The organism is Chryseolinea lacunae (assembly GCF_016735595.1).
Lineage (GTDB): Bacteria > Bacteroidota > Bacteroidia > Cytophagales > Cyclobacteriaceae > Chryseolinea > Chryseolinea lacunae.
Genome location: NZ_JAERRB010000019.1, coordinates 119,061 through 132,144, shown reverse-complemented (window position 1 = coordinate 132,144; position 13,084 = coordinate 119,061). Strand labels below are relative to the sequence as shown.

Genomic DNA, 13,084 nt, shown 5'->3' with positions numbered 1-13,084 from the left:
GAAGGGATGTCAAGACCGATTGCCGCAGGCAATCGCTCGCCTTGGTCTTGATATCCATGGAGCGGTCACTTAGCTTTGCTTATAGACTGAAAAGGAAACTTTTGAGTGGCCCAATTTTCGGGGGAGCTTACACATTTTGAAGTCTAAATCGAGTTTGAGATTTTTTAGATAACATTCAAAAATAGTATTCCATGGCATCATTGAAGGATTATTTCGTACTGGACGCAAAGACAGTCTGCATTGAAAAGGAGTTTTATGCTGAACTTGGAAATTCTACTCAATTGAAAATGATGGGGCGACTTCATCTTGATTTTGAAAGTAATGCATCGTATGTGTCATTCTACGTGGAAAGGAATGACTTCTTAGATTGTCCTGCTGCAGCGGCCTTGACAAATCTTGGGACAATCTTTAATCTAAAGAATGACTTGAAAGTGCAGGGAGGAATGGAAGGAGGCGAAGAGGCAATGAAATCTGACGATATGATATTTGCGGGAAGAATCTTTGTTTATGATGAAAATCCACCGAAAAACGATTGTGATCAGCATATAAGGCAGCAAGCCGCTGCGCAGGGGCACTTCATTCAATTTAGAAGGCAAGCGTATGCTGACGCGCGTGCCAAATTTGAAAAACCTCTAGCGTTTATCTCTCACGATTCTAGAGACAAGGACTTAGTTGCTAAGCCAATTGTTGAGGGGTTAACCAAGTTGGCCTGCCCCGTTTGGTATGATGAATATTCATTAAATCTTGGGGATAATCTTAGAAGGTCTATTGAAAAGGGCATTAAGGGGGCAAGAAAATGTATTGTCGTTTTGAGTCCAAATTTTATGGCGAACTCTGGATGGACGAAGATGGAGTTTGATACTGTTTTTATGAAGGATTTGCACTTGGGTAGTGAATCAATTATCCCAATATGGCATGGAGTTCGAAAGGATCAGATATACGAGTATTGTCCCGCTCTCTTAAATTTCGTTGGTTTGCCATGGCCTGACAAGTCCGAGTCTGACTATGAGAATAAATTAAAGGTAGCAATCAATAGGTTGCATGTAGCGATCAATAAATAGGCACCGATGAAGTACTAGCAGCTTCTAGAGGATGAATCGCACGAATAGAACACTACCGTAGGGCGTTCGTTTTGAACAATGTTGTTCAATCGTAAAGAGGCACTCGAGCGAATGTCCGTTTTTAGTCGATTTTCTTCAAATGAAACCAACTATAGCCATCTAAAATGATGGTTTTTCGGTTACCTTGACATTTTGAAAGCTTTGCAATGACTTGATATAGATAGGTTTTATGAAACGGGTTAAAAATTTGAACCAACTGGATCACAAGCTGAAGGATTGAATTTATCTCAAACTGAACTACCCATTCTGCGAACAAAAAAAAGAGGAGCTGATTCTCATCAGCTCCCTATAGTCACTTTGATATTAAATGTTCGAATATTCTGCCATCAAGGTTACTCTGTGCCTCAAACGTCCTTTTAAGCTTACCGTGCAGCAATGCATTGAACGCATTGTACCCCAACCAAAAATTCGGTTTCGTATTTAGCAGCCACGCCTCATTCTGAATAGTATCCAATACGGTCCTGGCGTTCAACGACGACTCAGGATTCTTCTCACTACATTCAAACTGAAACAACTTAAAATACTCTGCGGTTACCTTCACGAATTTCTTCAAATCCCTAATAGGCCTCTCAGCCAGCACCTCAAACTTCTGATGCAGGCTGTAAAATTCATTGTTTATGAATTTCTGAACCAATTCACCAATTTCCGGAATAACCGCCTGGATGATATCACCGCGGTGTTTAACGCTGAAGCCAACCTTTGCATGAGCCGTGTGAAGTCCGTTGGTACAAACTTCCCGAAAAAAACCAAAATGTCCTGAGGTCCTGCAGGAACCGTCATAGCTGTTGGTAAATCTCAGCATGGGCCGTAGCCTGTCGTAACCATTCTTAACGTTCACGATCCATCGCTCGTCGGAAAGAATGTAGTCCACGGCAAAGGATCGGTTATCGCGATTTATGGAGCGGGTGACATACTCGATTCCCGCATCGATAAGCTTTGCCTCAACTTCGTAAAAGAACTTTTCATTGGGCAGATGCCCGTAGGAATTGCTTACGACATTGACAATCTGATTTTCAGAGACAATCGCCTTTTCCAATCCTTTCCGTGAAGAAATTCCGGTTAACGTTGACAGACTCAGGATTTGTTGTTTCACAAATACATTGTCGTTTTGCAATCTCTCTTTCAGATTGGCACCACCCGCATTTTCAAAATGGTTTTTCATAGCATCACTTGTTTTGGTTGAACATTTTTTTGATGCGAGGGCAGCCCGATTTTTTCCGGAACGAAACACAACGGAACTCCATGACCGGGCTTACGCCAAAAGGAAACGGAATAAATGGGAAGGAAGGCCGAAGGCAGGCGCCGTTTTATGCCGTAGTCTTTTGGCTGGAAGTCTGGAAAAAAACGGAGCTTGACCAAAAAATGTGAGCACTACCGTATAGTCTCCTCAATTTCTTATCTTCCCTTATGAAGTATGTGAAAATTGGAGGGGGACGGAAGCTGGCATCATTCGTGGAGCCCATGAAGGCTCAACTTTCCGACCTGCCGGCCTTTGACCATAAGGACTGGCTCTTTGAAATCAAATGGGACGGGTACCGCGCCATTGCCGAAATCACCAAAAAAGAAGTAAAGCTTTACTCGCGAAATGGCTTAACCTTTGACAAAGCCTATCCCAAAGTTTTCGCTGCTCTTAAATCGGTACAACATGATGTGATCCTGGATGGGGAGATTGTTGTCTTTGATGAAGCGGGGAAACCAAGCTTTCAAAAGCTCCAGAATTACAAAAACACGGATAGGTATGCCATCCAGTATCTGATATTTGATTGTCTTGTCTTAAAGGGGAACGATCTAACCCGGTTGGGATTGCTGGAGAGAATGGAGATCTTAAAAAAGCTTATTCCAAAGTCCGACGTCATTATGTATTGTGATCACGTCGAGGACTATGAAAAAATTTTTTTTCAGGAGATAAAGAAAATTGGTCTGGAAGGCATAATTGCCAAAAAGAAACACAGCACCTATGCGATCGGGAAACGCTCCGCAGAGTGGCTCAAAATCAAGAATGTACAGGGGCAGGAAGCCATCATCGTGGGTTATACGGAGCCCAAGGGCTCGCGTAGTTATTTTGGATCATTACTACTGGCGGTCAAAAAAAGGGGCAAACTTACTTCCATTGGCAATGTAGGTACTGGATTCTCAGACCGCTCACTCAAAGATCTGTATCAGAAACTCAAGCCCCTCACGCGGAAGACCTCTCCACTCGATGTTCCCATAAAGGAATCTTCTGATGTTATCTGGGTAGAACCAACACTGGTCTGTAATATTAAATTCACTGAAATCACAGAAGATGGCAGTGTACGGCATCCCGTGTTTCAGGGTTTGCGCGTGGATAAGCCATCTTCGGACGTCGATTTAGAAAAACCAAAACGTATCCGGAAATAGTTTTACGATTGGCACGGTTTGAAAAAATAATTTTTTTAGAATACCTCAATCAAAATTTCCACCAACAAAAAGTCTGCTCTGCACTGTGATAAATTTTAGCGTCGCGTTAACTTGCACACATCATCCAAACACATTCACATGATAGGGGAGCAGCTTAATGATAAGCAGGTAAAGTTTTCGATGCATGAAGCGATTGATTGGGTTCGCCAGGAACGGAACAGTGTGGTAAAGACCTACTTGGACAACGCAGTTGTTCAAGAGTACGTTGGGAAAAAGTTCGGCGTGCACCTGAGCCACATAAAAATGGAATTTGTAAATCGCGATCTGCACGAAATGCTTATCTCGCCTGTTGATTTGGTACACTATTCCGCTATATTGACGGAGTTAACCCATTCCCCTGGTGAGTCGTTTCAAAGCAGGACGAATGGCCTCATCATGGTGGAGCTTGATAAGACATTACAAAAATACGCCTTTTAAAATTTATTGATCTGTATGGTAGAAAAATGAGCAGTGAAGAAAACTTTACTGCGCTTATTCAAGTGGTGGGCTCCTGAATCAAATGGGTATGGCGTTTCGCCGAGGGTGCTTTAAGGGAGCGCAAAACTACTGAAAGACTTCAATTTTTATTAATGTGATCCACCATTTGGAGAAGAATATTTCGAACATTCTTCTTTGTCCCTTCTTCTGTGTTATAATATCGAACACGAAAGCTTTCGAACGAAATGTTCTCCAGGCGTTTGCATTGAAAGGATCGCACAAAGAAGCGCATGGTATCCGACATGTTCTTATTCTGGACGAGTTTTATTTCAAAGAGCACTCGGAGTAAATACGCCAAGGCAGAAACGGACAAGTCAATTTTTATTTTGTAGTCTTGGGAAAGTTGACTGCTCACAGGCTGTTTACGGTCTTGTGCTTGTGTCCTTTCTATATAGGATATCTCCTCGACGAGCCAATCGCCAATTTGCTGCTTTAATGAAGGTAGGGTACGATCATATCCGACACCAGGTTTCACCTGGCTTTGATTGAGCAGCTTTAAGGCGTAGGAAAGTTTTTCGAGCTTGTCTTGCCCTGCGTCAGCATTATGGAGAAAAGCGTTGAGGTGAATGGTGTAATACCGGAAGTAGGGAAGGGTATTGAAGTTAAGATACAAAATGGCCTGGCGCAAGTCTTCATTGAGATCGCGGGTCGGGTTGTGTTGGTAAGTTACCTGATATAGCTCTTTTCTGATCTCGTTCACATAGATGACGTCTCGGTAGGTAAGCTTTCCGGACTGACTTATTTCAATAAATTTTAGCAGCGGGGCGAGCGCGAGATCCACGAGTTGCTCCTCTGCCTTTAAGGACGCGAGTTGAACCTTTAAATCACTAATGCTTTTGAGAACATCCATGGCGGCAGCGGATACGTAATGCTGCGGAGCTTTGATGTCCTGGTCAAAGTATTTGGTGAAGTGATCTTCAATGAAGTGCAATAGGTTTTCTATTGCCCAATGACAATGGGTCTTTAAACGTGCTGCTTCGACTGCGTGTATCGTTGAATCCTCGATGGACAATATATTGATCAGACGGATTAACTCTTGTTGGTGGAACTGGATGTAGCGCTCCAAATGACGCTCGTTTTGGAAAAGAAAAATTTCCTGGATGAAGGTTTTCTTAATACGCTCCACCTCTTCCATAATGGTGTTTTGAAGCCCACTGGTCAGTTCCTTTGATTCGTATAACGGCTTACCGTCACTGGTGAATAAGCCGGTGGCGATGATGCTCTCAATTTTTTCAAGCTCATACTTCAATTCTATATCTTTTTAACACGATAAAACAGGCATAGTGGTTTCCACCGACTTACTTTCTGATGATGAAACAGACGAGATTACCCAGTCATAGCGGAGTAAACTTGGACAGGAATTAATCCCACGGTAAAGCCGAGGTTAAACTTTTGCTTAGAATAAGGGCATAACCAATGGTTAATGGAATCTCCAGATACCGCGCTTTAATCTTTGTTGCTTCAGGGATTGGGAAAGGGTCATCGGGTCCAGGATTTTATAGTTGTAGTATAGTGTAAAATCCTTGGATGCATACCCTGCTGATAAACGAAGGAAAATTCTATTGGTGACCGGTAGGGAGAAACTTGGATGCGAACCGATGGAATACGTTTCTGAGGCAATCGATCGCTGGATTCCGTATGTTAGAAATATGCCGCCCGATTTTTTTGTCATTTTGGGTTTTAACCGCTCGCTGCCTTGCAGGGCTTGCGAATGTGCTTCCATTGTTTTTGTTTCTATAGTGTCATCAGCAGGTTCCGTTTGCGTTGGGACGGTTGGGCGAGTGTACAACGTATCACCGCTTATTATGATTTGAGTGGCTTGCAACGTTTTGTTTTCAGGTAGATTGACCGGTGGAATTGTCGGTGAGAAATCTACGGTTTGTTTGGTGACATCGTTGGGTCGATTGCTGATCTTTGGTTGGGAGTATTTGAAAACGATAGCACTCTCAATGATATAGTAATTGAGATTTGCTTGTCTGCAAATTTCATTCACGACTGCGAGTAGGCTGATTTCGTTTCCCGTAATCGACACCCGGAGAACCGCCGGGAGATTATCGGTCCCATAGATGACGGTAATGCCACATTGTTTTTCAAGCAAGTCAAACAATGTTGGCAGGTCAACATTCTCTGCTTTAAAGGTGAGTCGCCGACTTACGTCAATTTGGGCATTTGCGTATAAGGTACAACTTAGCAGTGTAGCGAGTGAAAGTATTCTCATAGGATTTATTTCATACAACCTGCCCCGGAGATAATATACCGGCCTTCCGGACCGGGCACAAAAACGATGTTCATGCTGAAGGAAAGTGCCCGGAGCACATCTTCCAGTCTGCTATCGTTAAATTTTCCGGTGAAGCGACAGCGTAAGACATTGGAATCTGTTGCTGCAAATGTCGCATCGTACTGCTGGGAAATCAGCTTTAAAACTTCTCCCAGTTCGGTGTTCTTGAACTCAAGTTTTCCGGTATACCAGGCATCGAAGTTCGGATCTAAGTTCTGTTGTTTTTGTATCTGTTCACCTTTGATGCTCGCTTTTTCCCCTGTTGACAATGTCACTGACTGTTTTTGGCTTCTCACAGAGACAGTTCCGGATATGACAATGATTTCCATGTCTTTCCCAGGATAAGCTTTTACGACAAACGATGTCCCAAGAACTTCCAGCTGAACTCCGTTTGCGGAAACCACGAAGGGTCTTTTTTCCGGATTTATCTGGAAGAGGGCCTCTCCGGATAACTCAGCCAGGCGTGTTTGCTTTCCTGCACGGTAGGAAAAGAATGAGCTGTCATTAAGGAAGACCTGTGAGCTATCCGCAAGCCACACCGCACTGTTTTGGAGGCTTGCAAATTTTACAGTATCCGTTGGCAGTTTCTCGGATAAAAGAAACAGCTCCCACGCAAAAAGAAAGATGCAAATAACCGTGGTGACTAGTCCAAAGGCAGCATATCGTTTGTAGCGCTTGATGAGGTCTTCCTTCCGCTTGGCTTCTCCGACGGCACTTTCCAGTATTCTTAGTTCTTCTTGGAAATGCGCTTCGCTTACGTGGTCCGTTTCATCATCGTCGATATCCAGCTCCCAAATGCGTTTAATCTCCTGATAGGCTTGCTGGTTTTTTACATCCTGTAGGAGCCATGTGTCAAGCTGTCTCTGTTCTAGCGAGGAAAGTTGCCCCGTGAGACTTTTGTGCGTTAGAATGTAAAAATCCATTTCGGCCATAGTGGTAACCTTTTACTGCTAAGACACCTTGATTTGCCGTAACCCTACCGTCATTGTTCCTTTTTTTAGTAATCGATGAAGATTAAAAGCACCTTAAAGTATGGCTTTAGATATTTCCGCAGCAGCGCCAGGGCCTTGGTCATATTCTTCTCTACGGCTTTCTGCGAGACCTTTAACCGCGTTGCAATTTCTGCATTGGTCATGCCATGTTTCCTACTCATCAGGAGGGTTTTCCTTGCCTTTACGGGGAGCAACCGCATAGCTTTTTTTATGAGAGAAGCCAATTCAACCGCCTCCAGATCCACAATGGCAGATGAAGGGATCCTTTCTATTTCGGATAGGCTAACATTGTCGCCGAATGTTTTGGTTTTTCTTTCGACATCTCGGATGTGGTTGATTGCTTTATTGTGGGCGGCAACAAACAAATAGGCTAGTAAGGGTTTGGAGAAATGAAGGGAATGTCGCTTTACCCAGATGGCTAGGAACAACTCCTGAACAATGTCCTTGCTCTGTTCCTGGTCTTCCACGATATCGTTCACGTAATGGAAAACGGTCCTATAGTAATGGTGGTAAAGGAGGGTTGACGCGTGCGTGCTGTCCTCCGCCAGGAGGTTTAAGATCACGTCATCTTTGTCATCGAATTCGCCTGTCGATGCCATTGCGCTATGGGTTATGCTAACAGAAATTGAACATCAGTAAAATCAACCGGAAATATGAAATCATATTTTTAGTTTCAAATTCACTCGTTATCAATATGCCTTTGAAGGCAGCCTCTGAATGGGCACTCACCGCTTTAGTGATGAGTTCATGTATACCACGATGACACCAAATACCCCACGTACCCTACAGCGTTTATGTTTTTTCTTTCAACAACGGATTGCATATACGGAATTGAGCATCGTCGTTCTTAAGATAAGTGTTATTGCAAACACGGGAAAACTTTCTTAAAAATGAGGACTGAGATTTTTTTAGGTTTTGTTTCTTGTATGGCAGGCTTCGTTTAGTTGGCATTGCGTAATCTTAGTGGCGATTCATTGCTAATTTATCACCACCATACGCTAATAATTCATGAGAATATGGAGGTGAAAGCACGGATCTTTGGTTGAATCTTAACGAGGCTGTTTGGTAAGCGTGCCCATCATAAATCTTTCTCACCAAGGCACCACGCAAACAACCTCCTTTTTGACTACAACAAACTGACTTTCGACTACGGGCGAGTTCTCGTTGCTGTTGATTTTTGTATCAACAAAATCAAACGCAACTATGAACATCGTACTAACAGGATCAATCAGTAATGTGGGCAAGCCGCTTACGCAACAACTAGTCAGAAATGGTCATTCCGTCTCGGTAATTACAAGCAAGGCGGAGCGGGTAAAAGAAATTGAATCACTTGGGGCCACAGCCGTCGTGGGCAGCATGTTCGATGTTCCCTTTCTGGCCGCAACGTTCCAGGGCGCCGACATTGTCTACCTCATGGAAACGCTCGACGCCGCTGGAGACTTCTTCGATAAAGAGGCAGACTTTCTGGGTGCAATACGCCAGATCGGGAAAAATTATAGTCAGGCTGTTTTGCAGTCTGGCGTCACCCGGGTCGTTCACCTCAGCAGCGTTGGCGCGCATATGAAATCGGGCAATGGCATTCTGCAATTTCACTACAACGTCGAAGCCATTCTGAAACAACTCCCCGCACAGGTCAGCATCAAATTCATGCGTCCCGTTGGGTTCTACTCCAACTTGTTTGGCCTCATCAGCAACATCAAAACAAAAGGCGCCATCGTGTCCAACTATGGAGGCGACAAAAAAGAACCCTGGGTGTCCCCTGCAGACGTAGCCGCTGCCATTGCCGAAGAAATGGACAAACCCTTTGCCGGCCGAACAATCCGCTACGTGGCCAGCGAGGAGCTTTCGCCAAACGAAATTGCAACAGCCTTGGGCCACGCCATCGGCAAGCCCGAATTGCCATGGCAGGTGGTTAGCGACGAACAGCTCCTGAGCAGCTGGTTGACTATCGGGTTCAATGCGCAAATCGCCCACGGCTTTGTCGAGATGCAAGCAAGCCAGGGAAGTGGGTTGCTCTACCAAGATTATTACCGGCACAAGCCAACGCTGGGCAAAGAGAAGCTCCACGATTTCGTGAAACAGTTCGCGGCAGCATACCATGTAGACTAAAATCAGATAACAGGCGTCTATTATGCAAGGTCATCAAAGCAGGCTTGCGTAAGCAAGCCTGCTTATGACGACGCGAAAATAAAGCAACCTTTACAAAAATCAGTCAACACAAACCATGGCAACCAACGTCATCGCAACGCTAGAAAAAGTTTTTGTCAAAACCGGCCAAATCTCCTCTGCTCGTCCGTAGGCGGGAGACAACGTCCACGAGTTGCATCTTCATTTGCCAAATGTCGATTTTGAAGCATGGCATAAAACACAGTCCATAAAATGCCGGATATCGTCATTTCACTACACTGACTACACGCCATCAATGTGGGATGCCAACGAGAAAACCTGTACAGTATATATCGACACAAGTCACACCGGAAAAGGCAGCGAATGGGCAAAAATGCAGAAGCGGGGCAATGCTTTTCACTATCTTAAGATCGAAGACGAAAGTCACTATCCTGTGCCGGACAAACAACTGGTTTTCTTTGGAGACCAAACGGCCATCGGCCATTTTTGTGCCTTGCAGCAGTTGGCATCGCAGGGTATGCAGGTAATGGGCTGCATTGCCTTCAGCGATTTGAAAACCGCAGCAGCATTTCACGAAAATTGTCCGTGGCTGCCGTTGCAGGGTGTCACCAACCATGGTTTGCTATATCATTGGGTAGAGGACCTGGCAAACAAAATTAAAGCCCGGCAGGAAAATTATATGTTCTACGTCGTCGGAAACGCGCCGTTGGTTGTCAACACGCGCAGGCTTTAACACATCAATTAATATTCATTGGTAAGCAATAATATTAAAATGATCGCTTAGTAATGTTGATTTCATAGGATTATTAATCAATGATATGAAAGTATATTTTTCTGCTTATTACGCGCCAGAACGAAAATTATATCAACGATGGCCAATAAAATTCAGCACGTTGGCATTGAAGACTACCTCGATCAAAACCCCGGTTCCGTTGTGTGTACCTATCGTGCAACGGCCGTCGAGGTCGGTGGTGAGGCCATGCAATAGATTTAATCCCATTCCAAAATGCTTGCCACGGGGATCAAAGTCGGGCGGCAGACCACATCCGTTATCGGCAATCGTGAGCGACACCTTTTGGTCTTTGTCTTGCTTCATTGAAATAATTACCTGGCAATTTTCTTTTGACTCTGTTGGAAACGCGTACTTGATTGCATTCGTGACCGCTTCATTTAATATGAGTCCGATAGGAATAGCCTGCGAGACATCCAGCACAATTGCCTGGACAAACAATTGAAAGTCAATCAGCCGGCCTGTTGAAAAACTGTCGCGCAAATACTCGGTGAGTTCGCTCAGGTAGGCAGACATGTTGATCGAGGTTCGGTGCTCAGTCAGGTTTAGTTTCTGGTGGATCAGGGACATGGCGTGCACCCGGTTCTGGCTGTCGCGAATGGCCGACGCTGCTTCACTTCCTTGCACCGAATAAGACTGCGTTTCGAGCAGGCTCACCACAGTTTGTAAATTATTCTTAACCCTGTGGTTCACCTCTTTTAAAAGCCATTCTTTTTCGATAATCGTTCTCTGCAGGACCGTATTCATGCTTTGTATTTCCTGCTGTCGTTGCGTAAGCTCTGTATTGTTTTTTTTCTTAATTCGGTATTGATTAACCACCAAGCCTGAAATTAGCACTGCCACGGCTAACGCCGCAAGGCTTCCGTTTTGTTGAAATTTGGACTGCGCCAGCTGCTGCTGGCTCAATTCCGAATCTTTTGTCAACAGCGCAATGGATTGTTCTTTTTTTGCAGTTTCATACTCGATTTCCAAGAGTGCAATCTCTTTCTCTTTGCTTTCATTCAACGTTGAGTCACCATAGGCCTTGTGAAGCTTGAACTTTTCCAACGCGGCGGCGTAGTCTCGTTTTGCTGAATCTACTTTGTGCCAGAGCAAATAGATATTCTGCAAATTGTACATCCTCCCTTCGGTCTTGGCAATCTGCGCAGCGTTCGCCAAGTACTTTTCTGCCGTACGGTATTGTCCGGATACAACTAGAAATTGACCGATCGCCTCAGAGCGATACAATGCTCCTGGCACCGTTTCAGGTATGGCTATCAATTTATTGCAATACAGTTGGCCTGTGATATAGTCGCGCTTTCTAATGTATGCGCTCATTAACCCGAAGTCTATATTTCTGGTGCGGCCAGGAGTCATAAGGGCTTTATATTCTTCTTTGAGTCGTATTAAAAAATCGATAGCGTCCTGTGGGTTTTTAATTGATATTGCGTCGGCTAGATTGGTTGCAGCAGCAAAAAACTCATTGGCGTGATGCGCTGTATAATGCCGATCTATGTGGTATGCTTTTTCAAAGTGTTCGCGGGCCAATGCATACTTTCTCAATTTGGAGTACGTCATCCCCAAGAAGAGGTGAATCGCGCCCATTTCGTCGGTTGTGTCCTTGGCGGCCTCCGCGAGTTGCATGGCCTTCATCTGGTATTTCAAAGCAATAGAATATCCTCCCAAATTATTGTACGTCCGCCCCAGAATTCCGTATAGGCAGTATAGATGCGGTCCACCGGTCGGCTCTGCCAGCTTGATGCTGCGATGATATATTGGTAGTGACTCCTTCAATTTTCCGAGTTGGTTGTAACTAAGTCCTAATCCGTACAGTGCATGCGACTCTTGTAGCGCATTGGCACTTGTCCGGTAACAAACCTGCGCAGAATCGTACAACCCGACCGATTCGACAGCGTATCCTCCATTGAGATGCAGCGTTGCTACTTCACTATAAGCTGCACCTAGTTGGTCGATAGACCCACGCGATCGCACAAAGACAATAAACTTGCTTTGCGCAGCCCGAGCATTTCTGAGCGCTACCGTGTCGATTTCACCCAGCCAATATTTGCCGTTATTAACTTCTACCCATACTCGAATCTCGTGTAGATAAGATCTATAAATACCGCTATCGTAGTGAATTTTTGCGCTCAGTGCATGCGCCGTTCTTGCAAACTGAAGTGCGCTGTCACGGGCGGTAATTCGGTCAACATGGGCGGTGGCATGGGAGCTCAATATGAGCAGCAAACGCACCCGCGTGGTGTCTGCAATAGTTGTGGCCAATTGCGTTTTGATGTCACGCAATGCTCCTGACGTAAGCGACTGCCCGGCAGCACTTATGGACAACAGCATGACCGGGAATAGAGTATAAAGTCCGCGATGGAGAGCGTGGCGGAGAATCCGATTCGGTAACATAGGGGATCGTAAGGTTTAGGGGTGCTAAAATTATCAACTTTAAGCAACAAACGCACCTATTAACAATCATGACATCGAAAAGTATTTTTACGGTAGGCGAGCTGACCAATTGGCCAGTTTGAGAGAGCAATTTGCAGTAATAGCAATATCGCAGTTAAAAAACATTGGGCAACGTGAGACTTACTTTTACAACAGCTTCCCCTCAGACGGAAATTGCACCGGAAGGTGTTGAGCCAACGGACGCTTCCCAGAAGCAGTCGAAATTTCTTCGACATAATACGGGGCTCTTTATTTTCTGGCGTTGAAAAAGCTTCTTAGACTCTTTACGCTCTGCCTGGGTGTCGGCATGGCTTGCTTGCCGTGAGGCAGGTGATCATCAGCTCGAAGCTAAATAATCATTATATGTTGCTAATATTTTAGAGGAATGCTTATTCTTTTTTTGGTCAATTTGTAGATATTATTCATTGTA

Annotated in this window: 11 protein-coding genes; 5 read left to right on the top strand and 6 right to left on the bottom strand. The window is 44.6% G+C overall.

From position 1 onward, the window contains the following. The first annotated feature begins 191 nt into the window (after positions 1-191). Positions 192-1,061, top strand: a complete 870-nt coding sequence (locus JI741_RS31550; protein ID WP_202016457.1) for a toll/interleukin-1 receptor domain-containing protein — start codon at positions 192-194, stop codon at positions 1,059-1,061. A 352-nt stretch (positions 1,062-1,413) separates the two neighbouring features. On the opposite strand, the gene JI741_RS31545 is transcribed toward JI741_RS31550, so the two are convergent. Then, positions 1,414-2,283 carry a DUF932 domain-containing protein gene (locus tag JI741_RS31545; RefSeq protein ID WP_202016456.1) on the bottom strand — a complete coding sequence of 290 codons (870 nt, stop codon included), beginning with the start codon at positions 2,281-2,283 and terminating at the stop codon, positions 1,414-1,416. A 245-nt stretch (positions 2,284-2,528) separates the two neighbouring features. Here JI741_RS31545 and ligD point away from each other — a divergent pair, with 245 nt between their 5' ends. After that, the gene (ligD, locus tag JI741_RS31540; protein ID WP_202016454.1) at positions 2,529-3,500 is read left to right on the top strand and encodes a non-homologous end-joining DNA ligase; all 972 of its coding nucleotides are present in this window, start codon (positions 2,529-2,531) and stop codon (positions 3,498-3,500) included. A 138-nt stretch (positions 3,501-3,638) separates the two neighbouring features. Beyond that, positions 3,639-3,977 (top strand): hypothetical protein, encoded by a 339-nt coding sequence (locus JI741_RS31535; RefSeq protein ID WP_202016452.1) that lies wholly within the window; start codon positions 3,639-3,641, stop codon positions 3,975-3,977. Between the two features lie 139 nt (positions 3,978-4,116). Here JI741_RS31535 and JI741_RS31530 read toward each other — a convergent pair whose 3' ends face one another. From JI741_RS31530 to JI741_RS31515, 4 genes are all read right to left on the bottom strand, one after another. Next, positions 4,117-5,286 (bottom strand): hypothetical protein, encoded by a 1,170-nt coding sequence (locus JI741_RS31530; protein ID WP_202016451.1) that lies wholly within the window; start codon positions 5,284-5,286, stop codon positions 4,117-4,119. 171 nt (positions 5,287-5,457) lie between these two features. After that, the gene (locus JI741_RS31525; protein ID WP_202016450.1) at positions 5,458-6,255 is read right to left on the bottom strand and encodes a hypothetical protein; all 798 of its coding nucleotides are present in this window, start codon (positions 6,253-6,255) and stop codon (positions 5,458-5,460) included. Positions 6,256-6,260: 5 nt separating this feature from the next. Then, positions 6,261-7,247 (bottom strand): FecR family protein, encoded by a 987-nt coding sequence (locus JI741_RS31520; protein WP_202016449.1) that lies wholly within the window; start codon positions 7,245-7,247, stop codon positions 6,261-6,263. A gap of 65 nt (positions 7,248-7,312) precedes the next feature. Continuing rightward, on the bottom strand, positions 7,313-7,906 hold the full coding sequence (locus JI741_RS31515) for an RNA polymerase sigma-70 factor (RefSeq protein ID WP_202016448.1): 594 nt from the start codon (positions 7,904-7,906) through the stop codon (positions 7,313-7,315). Positions 7,907-8,510: 604 nt separating this feature from the next. Here JI741_RS31515 and JI741_RS31510 point away from each other — a divergent pair. Both JI741_RS31510 and JI741_RS31505 read left to right on the top strand, forming a co-directional pair. Next, positions 8,511-9,416 carry an SDR family oxidoreductase gene (locus JI741_RS31510; RefSeq protein ID WP_202016447.1) on the top strand — a complete coding sequence of 302 codons (906 nt, stop codon included), beginning with the start codon at positions 8,511-8,513 and terminating at the stop codon, positions 9,414-9,416. Positions 9,417-9,729: 313 nt separating this feature from the next. Next, positions 9,730-10,167 (top strand): hypothetical protein, encoded by a 438-nt coding sequence (locus JI741_RS31505; RefSeq protein ID WP_202016446.1) that lies wholly within the window; start codon positions 9,730-9,732, stop codon positions 10,165-10,167. A 132-nt stretch (positions 10,168-10,299) separates the two neighbouring features. On the opposite strand, the gene JI741_RS31500 is transcribed toward JI741_RS31505, so the two are convergent. Further along, positions 10,300-12,615: a histidine kinase dimerization/phosphoacceptor domain -containing protein gene (locus JI741_RS31500; RefSeq protein ID WP_202016444.1), complete on the bottom strand. Its 2,316-nt coding sequence runs from the start codon at positions 12,613-12,615 to the stop codon at positions 10,300-10,302. Positions 12,616-13,084: the final 469 nt, after the last annotated feature.

What these genes read in the sequence shown, in the direction of transcription:
- JI741_RS31550 (WP_202016457.1), top strand. Translation starts at nt 192, where the DNA reads ATGGCATCATTGAAGGATTATTTCGTACTGGACGCAAAGACAGTCTGC.
- JI741_RS31545 (WP_202016456.1), bottom strand. Translation starts at nt 2,283, where the DNA reads ATGAAAAACCATTTTGAAAATGCGGGTGGTGCCAATCTGAAAGAGAGA.
- ligD (WP_202016454.1), top strand. Translation starts at nt 2,529, where the DNA reads ATGAAGTATGTGAAAATTGGAGGGGGACGGAAGCTGGCATCATTCGTG.
- JI741_RS31535 (WP_202016452.1), top strand. Translation starts at nt 3,639, where the DNA reads ATGATAGGGGAGCAGCTTAATGATAAGCAGGTAAAGTTTTCGATGCAT.
- JI741_RS31525 (WP_202016450.1), bottom strand. Translation starts at nt 6,255, where the DNA reads ATGAGAATACTTTCACTCGCTACACTGCTAAGTTGTACCTTATACGCA.
- JI741_RS31520 (WP_202016449.1), bottom strand. Translation starts at nt 7,247, where the DNA reads ATGGCCGAAATGGATTTTTACATTCTAACGCACAAAAGTCTCACGGGG.
- JI741_RS31515 (WP_202016448.1), bottom strand. Translation starts at nt 7,906, where the DNA reads ATGGCATCGACAGGCGAATTCGATGACAAAGATGACGTGATCTTAAAC.
- JI741_RS31510 (WP_202016447.1), top strand. Translation starts at nt 8,511, where the DNA reads ATGAACATCGTACTAACAGGATCAATCAGTAATGTGGGCAAGCCGCTT.
- JI741_RS31505 (WP_202016446.1), top strand. Translation starts at nt 9,730, where the DNA reads ATGTGGGATGCCAACGAGAAAACCTGTACAGTATATATCGACACAAGT.
- JI741_RS31500 (WP_202016444.1), bottom strand. Translation starts at nt 12,615, where the DNA reads ATGTTACCGAATCGGATTCTCCGCCACGCTCTCCATCGCGGACTTTAT.